This is a genomic window from Paraburkholderia sp. BR10882 (genome assembly GCF_040948855.1).
In the GTDB taxonomy this organism is placed as follows: Bacteria; Pseudomonadota; Gammaproteobacteria; order Burkholderiales; family Burkholderiaceae; genus Paraburkholderia; species Paraburkholderia nodosa_A.
The window spans coordinates 358,129-373,033 of record NZ_JBFPKP010000002.1; the positions used below are offsets into that span (position 1 = coordinate 358,129).

The 14,905-nt window shown below is 65.6% G+C and carries 12 protein-coding genes; all 12 read right to left on the bottom strand.

Annotation, left to right across the window (positions count from 1 at the left end):
• Positions 1–42 precede the first annotated feature (42 nt).
• A complete protein-coding gene (gene folC, locus AB3X99_RS06615; protein ID WP_342946974.1) occupies positions 43–1,353 on the bottom strand; it encodes a bifunctional tetrahydrofolate synthase/dihydrofolate synthase in 1,311 nt (436 codons plus the stop codon).
• Positions 1,354–1,543: 190 nt separating this feature from the next.
• Complete coding sequence (gene accD, locus AB3X99_RS06620) at positions 1,544–2,416, bottom strand: acetyl-CoA carboxylase, carboxyltransferase subunit beta (protein ID WP_069261377.1); 873 nt, start codon at positions 2,414–2,416, stop codon at positions 1,544–1,546.
• 156 nt (positions 2,417–2,572) lie between these two features.
• Positions 2,573–3,382: a tryptophan synthase subunit alpha gene (trpA, locus tag AB3X99_RS06625; protein WP_342946973.1), complete on the bottom strand. Its 810-nt coding sequence runs from the start codon at positions 3,380–3,382 to the stop codon at positions 2,573–2,575.
• A gap of 53 nt (positions 3,383–3,435) precedes the next feature.
• Positions 3,436–4,338: a site-specific DNA-methyltransferase gene (locus AB3X99_RS06630; protein ID WP_368616465.1), complete on the bottom strand. Its 903-nt coding sequence runs from the start codon at positions 4,336–4,338 to the stop codon at positions 3,436–3,438.
• A gap of 21 nt (positions 4,339–4,359) precedes the next feature.
• Positions 4,360–5,553: a tryptophan synthase subunit beta gene (gene trpB / locus AB3X99_RS06635; protein WP_368616466.1), complete on the bottom strand. Its 1,194-nt coding sequence runs from the start codon at positions 5,551–5,553 to the stop codon at positions 4,360–4,362.
• 78 nt (positions 5,554–5,631) lie between these two features.
• The gene (locus AB3X99_RS06640) at positions 5,632–6,312 is read right to left on the bottom strand and encodes a phosphoribosylanthranilate isomerase (protein ID WP_069261381.1); all 681 of its coding nucleotides are present in this window, start codon (positions 6,310–6,312) and stop codon (positions 5,632–5,634) included.
• A gap of 76 nt (positions 6,313–6,388) precedes the next feature.
• A complete protein-coding gene (truA, locus tag AB3X99_RS06645; RefSeq protein WP_368616467.1) occupies positions 6,389–7,204 on the bottom strand; it encodes a tRNA pseudouridine(38-40) synthase TruA in 816 nt (271 codons plus the stop codon).
• Positions 7,205–7,220: 16 nt separating this feature from the next.
• Complete coding sequence (locus AB3X99_RS06650; RefSeq protein ID WP_368616468.1) at positions 7,221–9,545, bottom strand: FimV/HubP family polar landmark protein; 2,325 nt, start codon at positions 9,543–9,545, stop codon at positions 7,221–7,223.
• Positions 9,546–9,710: 165 nt separating this feature from the next.
• Positions 9,711–10,832, bottom strand: coding sequence for an aspartate-semialdehyde dehydrogenase (gene asd, locus AB3X99_RS06655; protein ID WP_069261383.1), 1,122 nt, complete (start codon positions 10,830–10,832; stop codon positions 9,711–9,713).
• Between the two features lie 323 nt (positions 10,833–11,155).
• Complete coding sequence (gene leuB / locus AB3X99_RS06660; protein ID WP_069261384.1) at positions 11,156–12,223, bottom strand: 3-isopropylmalate dehydrogenase; 1,068 nt, start codon at positions 12,221–12,223, stop codon at positions 11,156–11,158.
• Positions 12,224–12,267: 44 nt separating this feature from the next.
• Positions 12,268–12,918 (bottom strand): 3-isopropylmalate dehydratase small subunit, encoded by a 651-nt coding sequence (gene leuD / locus AB3X99_RS06665; protein WP_069261385.1) that lies wholly within the window; start codon positions 12,916–12,918, stop codon positions 12,268–12,270.
• Positions 12,919–12,936: 18 nt separating this feature from the next.
• Positions 12,937–14,346: a 3-isopropylmalate dehydratase large subunit gene (gene leuC, locus AB3X99_RS06670; protein WP_368616469.1), complete on the bottom strand. Its 1,410-nt coding sequence runs from the start codon at positions 14,344–14,346 to the stop codon at positions 12,937–12,939.
• Between the last annotated feature and the right edge of the window lie 559 nt (positions 14,347–14,905).

Here is a 14,905-nt window from a genome sequence, read left to right on the forward strand (position 1 = left end):
TACCTGGCCTGTCTTACGTGGGCGGCGTACGGTGCCGGGCGGTCAGTGTTGCTGCGACTTTCGCCAGGCCATCACCCCGGCAACCGTCAGAAAACTTCCGAAAACAATAATTCTATCATTTTCGGTTGCACGTTTTAGCGCATCTTGGAACGCGGCAGCGGGATTTTCATAGCGTGTGACGCTGCTGTCGGCGCCGTCCGTCACGCCCGCATCGCGCAGCACTTCTTCGAGCTGTTCGGCCGTGGCCGCCCGCGGCAGCGGCAGGTCGGTCACACACCAGTGGTCGATCTCGCCCTTCAGGTGCTCGATCACGCCCGCAATGTCCTTGTCGCGCATCGCGCCGAACACCGCGTAGGTGTACGGGAAATAGCCCATGCTGCCGAGGTTTTGCGCGAGCACGGCCGCCGCGTGCGGGTTGTGGCCGACGTCGAGGATGATCGAAGGCTTGCCTGGCAGCACCTGGAAGCGCCCAGGCAGTTCGACGTTGGCGAGGCCGAGGCGGATGTCCTGCGCGGAAACCGGCAGGCGGTCGCGCAGCGACTCGAGGCCCGCGAGCGCGGCCGAGGTGTTGATCAGCTGGTTCGCGCCGCGCAGCGCCGGATAGGCGAGCGCCGAGCGCCGCATCGTCGGGCCCACGTAGCTCCACTGCTGGCGCTCGTTGCCGGGCTGCCCTTCGTAGCGGAAATCGCGGCCGAAGAGCCAAAGTTCGGCACCGATCGCCTCGGCATGGTCGATGAGCGACTGCGGCGCCATCGGATCGGCGCAGATCGCAGGCTTGCCCGCACGGAAGATGCCGGCCTTCTCGAACGCGATCTTCTCGCGCGTGTCGCCGAGATATTCCGTGTGATCGAGGTCGATGCTCGTGATGATCGCGCAGTCGGTGTCGAGCACGTTGACGGCGTCCAGACGCCCGCCCAGACCCACCTCGAAGATCACGGCATCGAGCCCGCGCGAGGCGAACAGATGCATGATCGCGAGCGTCGTGAACTCGAAGTACGTGAGCGTAACGGGCGTGGCGAGCGAATTGCGCGCGGCTTCCACGGCCTCGAAGTGCGGCAGCAGCTCGGCGTCGCTGGCCTGCTGGCCGTCCACGCGCGCGCGCTCGTTGAACTCGAGCAGATGCGGCGAGGTGTGGCAGCCCACGTGATAGCCCGCCTTGAGCAGAATCGTTTCGAGGATCGCGCAGGTCGAGCCCTTCCCGTTCGTGCCACCCACCGTGATGATCGGGCAGTCGAACTTGAGGTCCAGCGCGTCCTTCACCTGACGGATGCGGTCCAGCCCCATGTCGATGCCGACCGGATGCGCAGTTTCGAGGTGCGTGAGCCACGCGTCGAGGGTGGGAAAGGTACTCATCAGGATAGAAATTGCCAGGTGCTGCGCGTGAGACGCCGCCAACGGCGGAGGGTTCACGCGAATGATCCGCTTCGAAAGAACGGCATTATCGCGGAAATGACAACGCGCCGCTTGCTTTCGCTCGCGGCGCGTCGGGTAAAGCGTTGCGGCTTGCGGCGCACGCAGCGCCGCAGATCGCTCAAAGCCGGGTTCAAGCCACCGCGTCGGCAGGCTGACGCTGCAGCAGCGCCAGCATTTGCGCGATTTCGTCGCGCAGCTTGCGGCGGTCCAGGATCATGTCGATCGCGCCCTTCTGCAGCAGGAATTCCGCGCGCTGGAAGCCTTCCGGCAGCTTTTCTCGCACGGTCTGCTCGATCACGCGCGGGCCGGCAAAGCCGATCAGCGCCTTCGGCTCGGCGATCACCACGTCGCCAAGGAACGCGAAGCTCGCCGAAACGCCGCCCATCGTCGGGTCGGTCAGCACGGAGATGAACGGCAGTTTGGCTTCGGCCAGCCTGGTAAGCATGGCCGTGGTCTTGGCCATCTGCATGAGCGAAAGCAGGCTTTCCTGCATGCGCGCGCCGCCCGACGCCGTGAAGCAGATGAACGGCACTTGCTGCTCGAGCGCGTTTTGCGCGCCGCGCGCGAAGCGCTCGCCCACCACCGAACCCATCGAGCCGCCCATGAACGAGAACTCGAAGCAGGCCACCACCACGGGCAGCGTGCGGATCGCGCCGCCCATCACCACCATGGCGTCGGTTTCGCCGGTTTCGTCCATCGCCTCTTTCAGGCGGTCCGGGTACTTGCGGCTGTCCTTGAACTTGAGCGCGTCGACCGGCAGGATCTCCTGGCCAATCTCGTAGCGGCCTTCCGGATCGAGCAGGCCGTCAAGACGCTCGCGCGCATTGATGCGCATGTGGTGATCGCATTTCGGGCAAACGTGGAGATTTGCCTCGACATCGTTGCGGTACAGAACCGCTTCGCACGACGGGCACTTGATCCACAACCCTTCCGGAATGCTCTTGCGGCTCTTCGGATCGGTTTGCTTGATCTTGGGCGGCAGCAGTTTATCGAGCCAGCTCATTGATGTTCCTTCCTTGACCTTCGTGATGCGCGGGCGCGGCGGACCGTTTCATCGCCCGATCGGTAAAACCGACCGGGTTCCGACCCCGACCGCGCATGGCGAAAAGTGGATTTTACAGCAGTCTCGAATCTAGCCAACTACGCTAGCCTGCCAGCTCTACCCGGCGGAGACTTCGTCCAGCGCCGACCGAATGCCCGTGATGAACTCCGTGAGGGTATCGGCGGCCGTCTCCGGCGCGGCCTGTTCGAGCAGTTGAACGATTCGGCTGCCGATCACCACGGCGTCCGAAACCTGCGCGACGGCAGCGGCCGTTTGCGCGTCGCGAATGCCGAAGCCCACGCCCACGGGCAGCGAGACATGCTTCTTGATCGCCGGGATTTTACCCGCGATGCTCGAAACGTCCAGATTCGCGGCGCCCGTCACGCCCTTGAGCGAGACGTAGTAAACATAGCCGCTCGCGGCGCGTCCTACTTCGGCGATGCGCTCATCGGTCGAAGTCGGCGCGAGCAGGAAGATCGGATCGATGTCGGCGGCCTTCATCTTCGCCGCGAACTCGACCGACTCCTCGGGCGGGTAGTCCACCACGAGCACGCCGTCCACCCCCGCTTCCTTCGCGGCCTGCGCGAACGCATCGGCGCCCATGCGCTCGATGGGGTTCGCGTAGCCCATGAGCACGACGGGCGTCTTGTCGTCGGTTTCGCGGAAGCGCTTCACGTCGGCGAATACGCTCTTGAGCGTCACGCCCTTCTCGAGCGCGCGCTCGGAAGATTGCTGGATCACGGGGCCGTCGGCCATCGGATCGGAAAACGGCACGCCCAGCTCGATGACGTCGGCGCCGCCTGCGGCCAGCGCATGCATGAACTCGACGGTGCGCGCGGGGTCGGGGTCGCCGGCCGTCATGAACGGGATCAGGCCTTTGCGGCCATGGGCGGCAAGCGCCTCGAACGTGGTCTTGATACGGGACATTTCAGGGTCCTCAGCTTTTAGGCGTTACTGCGCGTGGGTCCGGCGGCGGCGCATCAGGCGCCGGCCGCAACGGCGCTTGCGGCGGCCGCGCTGACGCGTTCGCGCGCGATCGCGCAGTAACTTTCGTTAATTTCATAGCCGACGAATTCGCGCTGCTGACGTGCGCAAGCGACTGCCGTGGTGCCGCTGCCCATGAACGGGTCGAGCACGCGGCCGCCCGGCGGGCAGCTCGCGAGCACCATGCGCTCGACGATCTCCAAGGGCTTCTGGGTGGGATGATCCACGCGCTCCGCGTGCTGGCGATGCAGCCGCGAGACGGACCAGACGTCCTTGGGGTTATAGCCGAGCTCCAGCCACCTGCTACCTTCGAATATTTTCCGCGAACGCGCCTTCTTCGTGGCGGCATCATACGGGATGCGGACAGGATCGAGATCGAAGTAGTAATTCTTCGACACCGCGAAGAAACCGATGTTGTCGTGCACCGAGGTAAAGCGGCGCGTCGTGCCACCCATGCTGGGTACGCGACGATCCCAGACGATCTCGTTGATCATCGTGAGTTTCGACTTGAGATAGACGAAGATCTCGGGCGCGTACTGCCACGTGCAGAACACGTAGAGCGAGCCCGTGGGCTTGAGCTTCGGAATCGCCAGGTCGAGCCATTCATACGTCCAGGCGAGGAAGTTCTCGCCCGAGCGCATGTCGGAGTCGTTGCCGTAGTCCTTGCCGAGCCCATAGGGCGGGTCGGCGACGATCAGATCGATCGAGGCGTCGGGCAGGTTGGCTGCATCGGTCAGAAAATCGCGGTTCAGGAGCCGGATGGTCTCCGGCACCGTGGCGAGTATGGGTAACTCGGCGGCCGCGTTGGCGACCGCCTCTGCGGCCTCCAGAGCAGCCGCTTCGGCGTTCACCTCGGCCACGGGCGCCGGCATCTGCGGCTCGTCGAACTCGTCACGCATCGCTTGTGTCGCTCCGGGCGCTCAGAACTGGATGCCCGATCGCTCAGCGACCGTGTGCATGTCCTTGTCGCCGCGGCCCGACAGGTTCACCAGCAGGATTTTCTCCTTCGGCAACGTCGGTGCGAGCTTCGCCGCGTACGCGAGCGCGTGGCTCGATTCGAGCGCGGGGATGATGCCTTCGATGCGGCAGCAGTCGTGGAAGCCCTTGAGCGCTTCCTCGTCGTCGATGGTGACATACTGCGCGCGGCCGCTGTCCTTGAGCCACGCGTGCTCAGGACCGACGCCCGGGTAGTCGAGGCCCGCCGAAACCGAATGCGTCTCGATGATCTGCCCGTTCTCGTCTTGCAGCAGGTACGTGCGGTTGCCGTGCAGCACGCCCACGGTGCCCGCCGCGAGCGAGGCGGCGTGACGGCCCGTGTCCATGCCGTCGCCGGCAGGCTCGACGCCGATCAACTGCACCGAAGTGTCGTCGATATACGGGTAAAAGATCCCCATCGCGTTCGATCCGCCGCCCACGCAGGCGATCACGGAGTCGGGCTGGCGGCCCGTCATTTCGGGCATCTGCACGCGGCATTCGTCCCCGATCACGCGCTGGAAGTCGCGCACCATCATCGGGTACGGGTGCGGGCCCGCCACGGTGCCGATGATGTAGAAGGTGTTTTCGACGTTGGTGACCCAGTCGCGCATGGCTTCGTTGAGCGCGTCCTTGAGCGTACGCGAGCCCGACTCGACCGGCACCACAGTGGCGCCCAGCAGCTTCATGCGATAGACGTTGGCGGCCTGACGGCGCACGTCCTCGGCGCCCATATAGACCACGCACTCCATGCCGAAGCGCGCCGCGATCGTTGCGGTGGCCACGCCGTGCTGGCCTGCACCGGTTTCGGCGATCACGCGCGGCTTGCCCATGCGCCTGGCGAGCAGCGCCTGGCCGATCACGTTGTTCACCTTGTGCGCGCCGGTGTGATTCAGGTCTTCGCGCTTGAGATAGATCTGCGCGCCGCCCAGCAGCTCGCTCCACCGCTGTGCGTGATAAATCGGCGACGGACGGCCGACAAAATGCTTCAACTCGCGCTCATATTCGGCACGGAAGTCGGGATCGTCCTTGAATTTCGCGTAGGCGTCGCGCAGTTCGTCGATCGCCTGCATGAGGGTTTCGGCAGCGAATACGCCACCATAAGGGCCGAAGTGGCCGCGTTCATCTGGCAAATTGTACATAAGTCACTCGCTCGGCCGGGCTTGGAAGGACCCGCGTTGCGCGGGCCGTCCCGGCCAAAGGGGCATGCGCCCCGGATTTCATCCCGCGTCCGCTTCGCGCACCGCGCGTACGAACGCCGCCATGCGGGCGTGATCCTTCACGCCCTTTGCGCCCGGCACTTCGATGCCACTGGAGACATCGACAGCGAACGGACGCACCTGGCGTATCGCATCACTGACGTTTTGCGCGTTCAAGCCACCACTCAAAACGGCCCGACGCGCGAGCCCTGCGGGAATAAGTGACCAATCGAAGACCTTTCCGCCGCCGCCGTAACCTTCGACATGGGTGTCGAACAACAGGCCGCTGGCTGATGAATAACGATTAGCCGATTCTATCAAATCGGCCTGCCGAGTATCGGCCGCGACTCGCAGCGCGCGCAACCAGGGCAAACCGGCAACGGAAGCCAGCGACTCGCACTGCTCGGGCGTTTCGTCGCCGTGGAACTGCAGCATGGTGAGCGAGACATTGCTGGCCACTTCGCTCATCCACTGCGGCGTGGCGTTCACGAAGAGGCCCACGACCGAGACGAACGGCGGCAGGTCGCGCGTGAGCTCGACCGCCTGCGCCACGCTCACCGAACGCGGGCTGGGCGGATAGAACACGAAACCGACGGCGTCGGCGCCCAGGTCGATGGCGTGCGCAACCGCCTCGGGCGTCGAAAGTCCGCACAGCTTGATGCGGGTGCGGTGCGCGGGGGCGAGTTGCTCGGCTGACGTCATGGTTCTGGATGCGGTGTTGGTCTCGATGCTTCAATCGCAACGTGATTGACTGGGGCGATTTGCGGTGCGGGCCGCTTCAGGCACGGCCTTCGGGCGCGTCGCTCCAGATCGCGCTCCACGGCACGCTCGCAGTATGCGGCGCGGGTACCGCGAACTCATCAGGATAGCCTACCTGGGCGAGATAGAGGCCATCGGGCATGAAGGTCGGCGCGGCGGCGGTGCGGTCGCGGCCCGCCAGCACCTCGGCCATCCACGCGGCCGGATAGCGCCCTCGCCCCACGGCCACGAGGCAACCCATGAGGTTGCGCACCATATGGTGCAGGAACGCGTTGGCGCGAAAGCGGAAGTGGATGAAGTCGCCCTGCGGCCGGATGTCGATCTGGTACAGATGCTTGACCGGCGTCTTCGCCTGGCATTCCGACGAGCGGAACGACGAAAAATCGTGCTCGCCGATGAGGCATGCCGCCGCCTCCCGCATGGCATCGACGTCGAGCGACGCATGGATCCAGCCCGCGCGGGCCGCCAGCATCGGCGATCGCACCGGGTTCACGTAGAGCACGTAGTAGTAGGTGCGCTCGAACGCCGCGAAGCGCGCGTGGAATGCGTCGGGCATCGGCTTGGCCCACTGCACGGCCACCGTCGAGGGCAGGAACGCGTTGGTGCCGCGCACCCACGAGAACGGCGTGCGGTCGAGGTCAGTGTCGAAGTGCACCACCTGGCCGAGTCCGTGCACGCCCGTGTCGGTGCGGCCCGCGACGATGGTGGACAGCGGCACGGTGGCGAACTCGCGCAGTGCGCGTTCGAGCGCGTCCTGCACCGTCTTGCCGTGCGGCTGCGACTGCCAGCCGCAGAACGCGGCGCCGTCGTACTGGATTCCTAGCGCGATACGCATACGGCTTGCAGCAGCGTCACGAAAGCGGAGCGAGCGTCGACAGCAGCGCCTGCGCGTCGCTGCGCGTGGCGGGGTCGTTCGACTCGATCACTTCGTTGATGAGCGAGCGGGCGCCGGACACGTCGCCAAGCGCGATGTACTCGTGCGCGAGGTCGAGCTTGTTGCGCGCGATGCGCGCGAGCTGCTCGGGTGTGAAGACCGGCAGCGGCTCGGCCGAATCGGGCGGCAGGTTCAGGTCGAAGTCGAGCGTGAGCGCGCCAAAGCGCGGCGCGCCGAGGCCCGCGAGCGCGCCGGCGCCCGCCGTACCCGCTTCGATGGCCTGGCCCGCCAGCGGCGGAGGCGGGTCGAAGAACGGCGAAGAAAGACGCGCCGACGCCTCGGGTGTGGCGGCCGGCTCGGTCGAGAGCGGCGCCGTGGGCATGACCGGCTCCCCGATACGCGGCGGCAGGGGCAGGTCGAGGCCACCCAGCGCGTCTACTGCATCTTGCGGGAACGCGATCGGGACTTCGGCGTAGCTCATGTCCTCTGCGGTGACTGCGGGTACTGATGGGGTTTCAGGTGCGGTAAGCGGCGCCGGCGGGCGCTCGAAGGCTTCGGTGATGGGCGGTGTCGCGACGGGCGGTTTGGCCTGCGGCGCCTGCGCGGCTTGCTGCGGTTGCGCGGCTTGCGGTGCGCCGTCGCCGAAGTCGAGCGCGAGATCGGGCGTAGCAGGCTTTTGGGCGTGCGCCGGTTCCTCCAGCGTGCGCGCCAGCGCTTCGGCGTCTTCGGCTGTGCGCGGCGCGCCGAGACTTTCGGGCGGCAGCGCATCCGCGCCCAACTCCGCCGCTGCGGCGAGGCTGGCCGCGTTGGTCGCGTCCGCAAGCGTCTGCGGCTCCGCCGGTTCGACGTCGTGCGGCAGTTCGGGGGCCGCGTGAGCTTCCTGCGCTGCCGAAGGCGCTTGCGCAGGGGCCGGGTGCAGTGTGTCGATGAGCGTCGGCGGCAGCGCTTCGTCGTGTTCGAGCGGCGCGGCAGTCACGGCTGGGGTGGGCACCGGCGTGATCGCGACTTCGTTCGCAGCGGGTTCAGCCGGCGCAACCGGCGGCACAAACTCCGCTTCCTCGAGAGGCGCGACTTCGTTCACGCCCGGCTCATCCCCGGCGCGCGAAATCGGCTCGTGCAACACCGGCGGCTCGTCGGCCACAGGCGCGGCGGCAACGGCGGCAGCAGCCGACCCAGACGGTGTCGGCTCGTGCGCTTCGGGCGAAACCGCAGGCGCCTGCTTAGCCGGTTTCTTGCGTTTGCGCGTAAGCAGGCGCACGAACAACGCCAGCAGCGCGACGACGATCGCCGCCACGGCACCCATGGCGCTCGGCGAGACTTCTGGTTGGCCGCCGGCCGGGCCGGCGTTCGCCGCACCGTTCTGCACAGGCGCGCCGCCTTGGGTAGCAGGCGCACCCGCGGACGCGCCGCCCGCCGTTTGCGCCGGCTTGCCGATGCCGTGCTGCTGCAACGCCATCAGCACGCGGTTCTTCAGTGCGAGGAGCTGCTGCAGGCTGGAGACGGTCACGGGCGCCTTCGCGCCTTGTGCCGATGCGCCGCTGGCCGGGGCCTGCTGAACCGCACCGCTCCATACGTGCGAGTCGCTGGCCGCCGACGCCGGCGCCGCGGCGCTGGCGCCCATGGCAGCGGCACCAGAAGCGCCTGGCGCCGGCGCTTCGGGGCCGCTCGCTGCGACTGCCGAGGTAGTCCCCGCAGTCGTCGCGGCAGCACTTGCCGAACTCGCGCCGCCCGTTGCGGCAGCAGCCGCCGACGATGCAGCCGCTACCGCCTCGGCAGCGCCGCTCGAAGCAGCGGCCGGGGTGCTGGCAGGTGCAGCAGGTGCGGCCGCCGTGGCGGCAGCGCTGGCGGCAGCCGAAGCTGCAGCCCCACCCGATGCCGCCGTCATGCCCTGCGGCGCACTCGAAACGTCCGGCGTGGCCGGCACGTTCAGCGTCGCACCCACGCGCATGCGGCTGGGATCCTGCTTGATGAACGCACTGGGGTTCGCATCGAAGAGCGCGTGGCTCATGCGTGCGAGCGTGCCCTTGTCGTGCGACTGCGTGAGGTCGACGGCCACGTCATGCAACGACTGGCCGGGACGAACGGTGTATTGCCCCGCGATGCTCACCGCCGCCGCGACGGACGATGCAGCACTGGGGGCACTGGCACCTGCCGCGCCTTGCGCCGCACTCGCGCCGCCCTGCGCAGCGGCGAGGCCGCAGAACAGGAAGCTCGCCGCCGCCACGGTGGCGCGGATGGCGCGCCGCCCTTGGGCGCGCTTCGCGCGAGGCGCGGCGGAAACAGAATCAAATCGAACGATCATCAGTTGCCCTGGCATACCGCTCTTGCGGCTGTCGATCAAATAGGTGTGTGCTTCGGGGCGATTGCATCGATGCATGCAATAAAAAGCATGCAATAAAAAAGCGCCGCGACTGGCGCGGCGCTTTTCACCCTGTCTACGCGTCATTAGCCGCGTAGTTTAATTCATTCACTTGTCGAGCAGAATGCGCAGCATGCGGCGCAGCGGTTCAGCCGCGCCCCACAGCAGCTGGTCGCCCACCGTGAAGGCCGACAGATACTCGCCGCCCATGGCCAGCTTGCGCAGACGGCCAACCGGCACCGACAGCGTGCCCGTCACCACGGCCGGCGACAGATCGCGCATCGACGCCTCGCGCTGATTCGGCACGACCTTGACCCAGTCGTTGGCCGAAGCGAGGATGCCGTCGATCTCGTCGAGCGGCACGTCCTTCTTCAGCTTGATCGTGAGCGCCTGCGAGTGGCAGCGCATCGCGCCGATACGCACGCACAGGCCGTCGACCGGAATCGAGCCCGGCTGGCCCATGGCCGGCTTGCCGAGAATCTTGTTGGTTTCCGCGCCGCCCTTCCACTCTTCCTTCGACATGCCGTTGCCGAGATCCTTGTCGATCCACGGAATCAGCGAGCCCGCGAGCGGCACGCCGAAGTGTTCGGTCGGCATGGCGTCGCTGTTCATGGTGGCCAGCACCTTGCGGTCGATGTCGAGGATCGCCGACGACGGATTCGCCAGATCGCCCGCAACCGATGCGTTGAGCGCGCCCATCTGCGAGAGCAGTTCGCGCATGTTCTGCGCGCCCGCGCCCGAAGCGGCCTGGTAGGTCATGGCCGTCATCCAGTCGACGAGGTTCTCGCGGAACAGGCCGCCCAGCGCCATCAGCATGAGGCTGACCGTGCAGTTGCCGCCGACGAAGTCCTTCTGACCCTTGACCAGCGCGTCCTTGATGACGTCGAGGTTGACCGGGTCGAGGATGATGACGGCGTCGTCCTTCATGCGCAGCGCCGAGGCGGCGTCGATCCAGTAGCCGTTCCAGCCTGCCGCGCGCAGCTTCGGATACACCTCGTTGGTGTAGTCGCCGCCTTGGGCAGTGATGATGATGTCGCACTTCTTGAGCTCGTCGACGCTGTTCGCGTCCTTGAGCTTCGTCTCGTTTTTGGCGAACGACGGAGCCGCGCCGCCTGCGTTGCTGGTGCTGAAAAACACCGGTTCGATCAGGTCGAAATCGCGTTCTTCCTGCATGCGCTGCATCAGCACGCTGCCGACCATGCCGCGCCAACCTACGAGACCTACGTTCATGACTAACCCTTGAGATGGACACTTCCCCGCTTCGCTCGCCCGGCGTGGCCGCGCGGGGAAGATGAGCGGGCACGACGAGCGATCAACGAATGGTGATCGTTTTGATAATCGTCGTTTTCGTGGTGATGGCGATCGAAATCGCACGGGCTTTCATGCCGTGGATGTTCGTAACAGTCGTGATCTGGGAGATTTTCGCCATCGAAGCAATATACACGAAACAGTTAATTTGCGCGGAAAAACCATGCTTTCCGCTATTTGGACGCCCGTTCAGGCGCGCGAAACAAAAAAGGGCACGCCTGAAACGGCATGCCCTTCGTGCGGCTTTACAGCGCTGCGATCACCGCATCGCCCATTGCCACCGTGCCGACCTGCTTGCAGTCCGGCGTGACGATGTCGGCGGTGCGATAGCCTTGTTCCAGCACCTTCTTCACCGCGCTCTCGATGCGGTCCGCCTGTTCCGGGCGGCCCAGCGAGTAACGCAGCATCATGGCAGCCGAAAGGATCGTGGCGAGCGGATTGGCGATGCCCTTGCCCGCGATATCCGGTGCCGAACCGTGCGACGGCTCGTACAGACCCTTGTTGTTCTTGTCGAGCGAGGCCGAGGGCAGCATGCCGATCGAGCCCGTGAGCATCGCGGCTTCGTCCGAGAGAATGTCGCCGAACATGTTGCCGGTCACCACCACGTCGAACGCCTTCGGCGCCTTCACGAGCTGCATGGCCGCGTTGTCGACGTACATATGCGACAGCTCGACGTCCGGATATTCCTTCGAGACATCGATCATGATGTCCTTCCAGAACTGCGACGTTTCGAGCACGTTGGCCTTGTCGACAGAAGTGAGCTTCTTCTGGCGCTTTTGCGCGGCCTGGAACGCCACGTGAGCGATGCGGCGCACTTCGGGCTCTGCATAGCGCATCGTGTCGAAGCCTTCGCGCGCGCCCTTGAAGTTGCCGTCCGGCGCTTCGCGCGTACCGCGCGGCTGGCCGAAATAGATGTCGCCGTTCAGTTCGCGCACGATGAGGATGTCGAGGCCCGAAACGATTTCCGGCTTCAGCGACGACGCTCCCGTGAGCTGCGGATAGCAGATCGCCGGGCGGAAGTTCGCGAACAGTTCCAGATGCTTGCGCAGGCCGAGAATGGCCTGCTCGGGACGCAGCGCGCGCTCGAGCTTGTCGTACTTCCAGTCGCCCACGGCGCCGAACAGGATCGCGTCGGCCGACTTCGCCAGCGCGAGCGTTGCCTCGGGCAGCGGATGGCCGCTAGCCTCGTAGCCCGCGCCGCCAACCGGCGCCTCTTCCAGCTCGAACTTTTCGCCGAGTGCATTGAGCACCTTGACGGCTTCCTTGACGATCTCGGGACCGATGCCGTCGCCCGGCAGCACTGCAATCTTCATCCTGTGATTCCTCGCTGTTTGTTCAGTGTGCGTATGTGCAGTTATCAGAGCACGCGGTTGTTCAGCCACGGCTGGCGCGCGAGGCGCTCGGCTTCGTACTGGCGGATCTTGTCGGCGTGACGCAGCGTGAGGCCGATGTCGTCGAAGCCGTTCAGCAGACAGTAGCGGCGGAACGCGGCCACTTCGAACGGATATTCCTTCGAGCCGTCGGTCGTGCGCACGACCTGCTTGTCCAGATCGACCGTGAGCTGGAAGCCGTTGAACGCATACGTCTCGTTGAACAGGTGATCCACATCCGCTTCGGAAAGCACGATCGGCAGCAGGCCGTTCTTGAAGCAGTTGTTATAGAAGATGTCCGCGAAGCTCGGCGCGATGATCGCGCGGAAGCCGTACTGGTCGAGCGCCCACGGCGCGTGTTCGCGCGAGCTGCCGCAGCCGAAGTTCTTGCGCGTGAGCAGCACCGAGGCGCCCTGATAACGCGGCTGGTTCAGCACGAAGTCCGGGTTGAGCGGGCGCTTCGAGTTGTCCTGGCCAGGCTCGCCGTGGTCGAGGTAACGCCATTCGTCGAAGGCGTTCGGGCCGAAGCCGGTGCGCTTGATCGACTTGAGGAACTGCTTGGGAATGATCGCGTCGGTATCGACATTCTCGCGATCGAGCGGCGCCACGACGCCGGTGTGTACGATGAATTTTTCCATGATCCGTGTAGCCTCTGCTCAGCCCAGCTTGCGAATGTCGACGAAATGGCCTTCGATTGCCGCGGCGGCTGCCATGGCCGGGCTCACGAGGTGCGTGCGACCGCCCGCGCCCTGACGGCCTTCGAAGTTGCGGTTCGACGTGGACGCGCAGCGCTCGCCCGGCTCCAGCCGGTCGGCGTTCATCGCGAGACACATCGAGCAGCCCGGCTCGCGCCATTCGAAACCGGCTTCGGTGAACACCTTGTCGAGGCCTTCGCGCTCGGCTTGCGCCTTCACGAGACCCGAGCCCGGCACGACCATCGCGAGGCGGATGTTCGGCGCCACGCGGCGGCCGAGCTTCTTCACGACGTAAGCGGCGGAGCGCAGGTCTTCGATGCGTGCGTGCGTGCACGAGCCGATGAAAATCTTGTCCGGCTTGATCGACTCGATCGGTGTATTCGGTTCGAGCGCCATGTATTGCAGCGCGCGTTCCATCGCGTCGCGCTTGACCGGGTCCTTCTCCCGCTCGGGGTCCGGCACACGGCTGTCGACTGCCGTGACCATTTCCGGCGACGTGCCCCACGTGACCTGCGGCACGATGTCGGCCGCGCTCAGTTCGACCACGCGGTCGAAATGCGCGCCTTCGTCGGTGCGGAAGTTCTTCCAGTATTCGACGGCCTGATCCCACTCCGCGCCTTGCGGCGAGTACGGACGGCCCTTGAGGTATTCGATCGTGGTGTCGTCCACGGCGACCATGCCGGCGCGCGCGCCGCCTTCGATCGCCATGTTGCAAACGGTCATGCGGCCTTCCATCGTGAGGCTGCGGATCATCGAGCCGCCGAACTCCATGGCGTAGCCCGTGCCGCCCGCCGTGCCGATCTTGCCGATGATGGCGAGCACGATGTCCTTCGCGGTGCAACCGCGCGGCAGCTGGCCCTCGACCTTCACGAGCATGTTCTTGCTCTTCTTTTGCAGGAGCGTTTGCGTGGCCAGCACGTGCTCGACTTCAGACGTGCCAATGCCGTGCGCGAGCGCACCGAACGCGCCGTGCGTGGACGTGTGCGAGTCGCCGCAGACGATGGTCATGCCGGGCAGCGTCGCGCCCTGCTCCGGACCGACGATGTGCACGATGCCCTGGCGCTGGTCGGCCATCTTGAACTGCGTGATGCCGAAGGCGTCGCAGTTCGAATCGAGCGTGTCCACCTGCAGCTTCGAGACCGGATCGGCAATGCCGTGGCTGCGATCCGTGGTCGGCACGTTGTGGTCGGAAACGGCCAGATTCGCGCTGATGCGCCACACCGGGCGCTCGTGCAGTTTCAGGCCTTCGAAAGCCTGCGGACTGGTGACTTCGTGCAACAGATGACGGTCGATGTAGAGAATCGTCGTGCCATCGTCTTCCGTGTGGACCACATGGGTGTCCCACAATTTGTCGTAGAGCGTCTTTGCCATGATGTGCGGGGAAATGTTTGACTGCGGGGCAATACAGTGTGAATCGATTATGCCACGCGAAACCCGCTCACCACAGGACCCCTTCCGAAAAAAAGCGATAAAAAACAGGGAGTTGGGTGGTAGTCGCGATACCTGTATCAGCGTTACCCGGCGCGCGCGTCATCGGCGCGCAGGGGCGCCACGCCGTAGCGGGCGCCGCTCGGCCGTGCGTCAAAAGGGTTCGGGGATACAAAAAAGGGGATGCGCCGGCCCGACCACGACCGGCGCAAGTTGGTGACCGCTGTGAGAACGGTGCAACATGGGCTTCGGGTTCCGCGACACAGGGGGGCCGCATCGCCGAGGTCCATAGCTGTCTAACGGCAAATCGGCGCCAAGGTTTAATCGGGTGATTGCGGCGCTCCAGAACGGTGCGCGGAGCCTCCGCAATTCAATTAGGTTTCCTGATCATCAAGACTCGTTTCACGCTTTCGACGGCCATCGCCACCGGGGGGCGCGGCGAGTCGCCGGGGCGGACGCCGCCCGGTCATGGACAAGCCAGGCACGAGGTTTGCTCGACGAG

Excerpts from the sequence above, each read along its gene's own strand:
- folC (WP_342946974.1), bottom strand. The coding sequence starts at position 1,353 with ATGAGTACCTTTCCCACCCTCGACGCGTGGCTCACGCACCTCGAAACT.
- accD (WP_069261377.1), bottom strand. The coding sequence starts at position 2,416 with ATGAGCTGGCTCGATAAACTGCTGCCGCCCAAGATCAAGCAAACCGAT.
- trpA (WP_342946973.1), bottom strand. The coding sequence starts at position 3,382 with ATGTCCCGTATCAAGACCACGTTCGAGGCGCTTGCCGCCCATGGCCGC.
- AB3X99_RS06630 (WP_368616465.1), bottom strand. The coding sequence starts at position 4,338 with ATGCGTGACGAGTTCGACGAGCCGCAGATGCCGGCGCCCGTGGCCGAG.
- trpB (WP_368616466.1), bottom strand. The coding sequence starts at position 5,553 with ATGTACAATTTGCCAGATGAACGCGGCCACTTCGGCCCTTATGGTGGC.
- AB3X99_RS06640 (WP_069261381.1), bottom strand. The coding sequence starts at position 6,312 with ATGACGTCAGCCGAGCAACTCGCCCCCGCGCACCGCACCCGCATCAAG.
- truA (WP_368616467.1), bottom strand. The coding sequence starts at position 7,204 with ATGCGTATCGCGCTAGGAATCCAGTACGACGGCGCCGCGTTCTGCGGC.
- AB3X99_RS06650 (WP_368616468.1), bottom strand. The coding sequence starts at position 9,545 with ATGATCGTTCGATTTGATTCTGTTTCCGCCGCGCCTCGCGCGAAGCGC.
- asd (WP_069261383.1), bottom strand. The coding sequence starts at position 10,832 with ATGAACGTAGGTCTCGTAGGTTGGCGCGGCATGGTCGGCAGCGTGCTG.
- leuB (WP_069261384.1), bottom strand. The coding sequence starts at position 12,223 with ATGAAGATTGCAGTGCTGCCGGGCGACGGCATCGGTCCCGAGATCGTC.
- leuD (WP_069261385.1), bottom strand. The coding sequence starts at position 12,918 with ATGGAAAAATTCATCGTACACACCGGCGTCGTGGCGCCGCTCGATCGC.
- leuC (WP_368616469.1), bottom strand. The coding sequence starts at position 14,346 with ATGGCAAAGACGCTCTACGACAAATTGTGGGACACCCATGTGGTCCAC.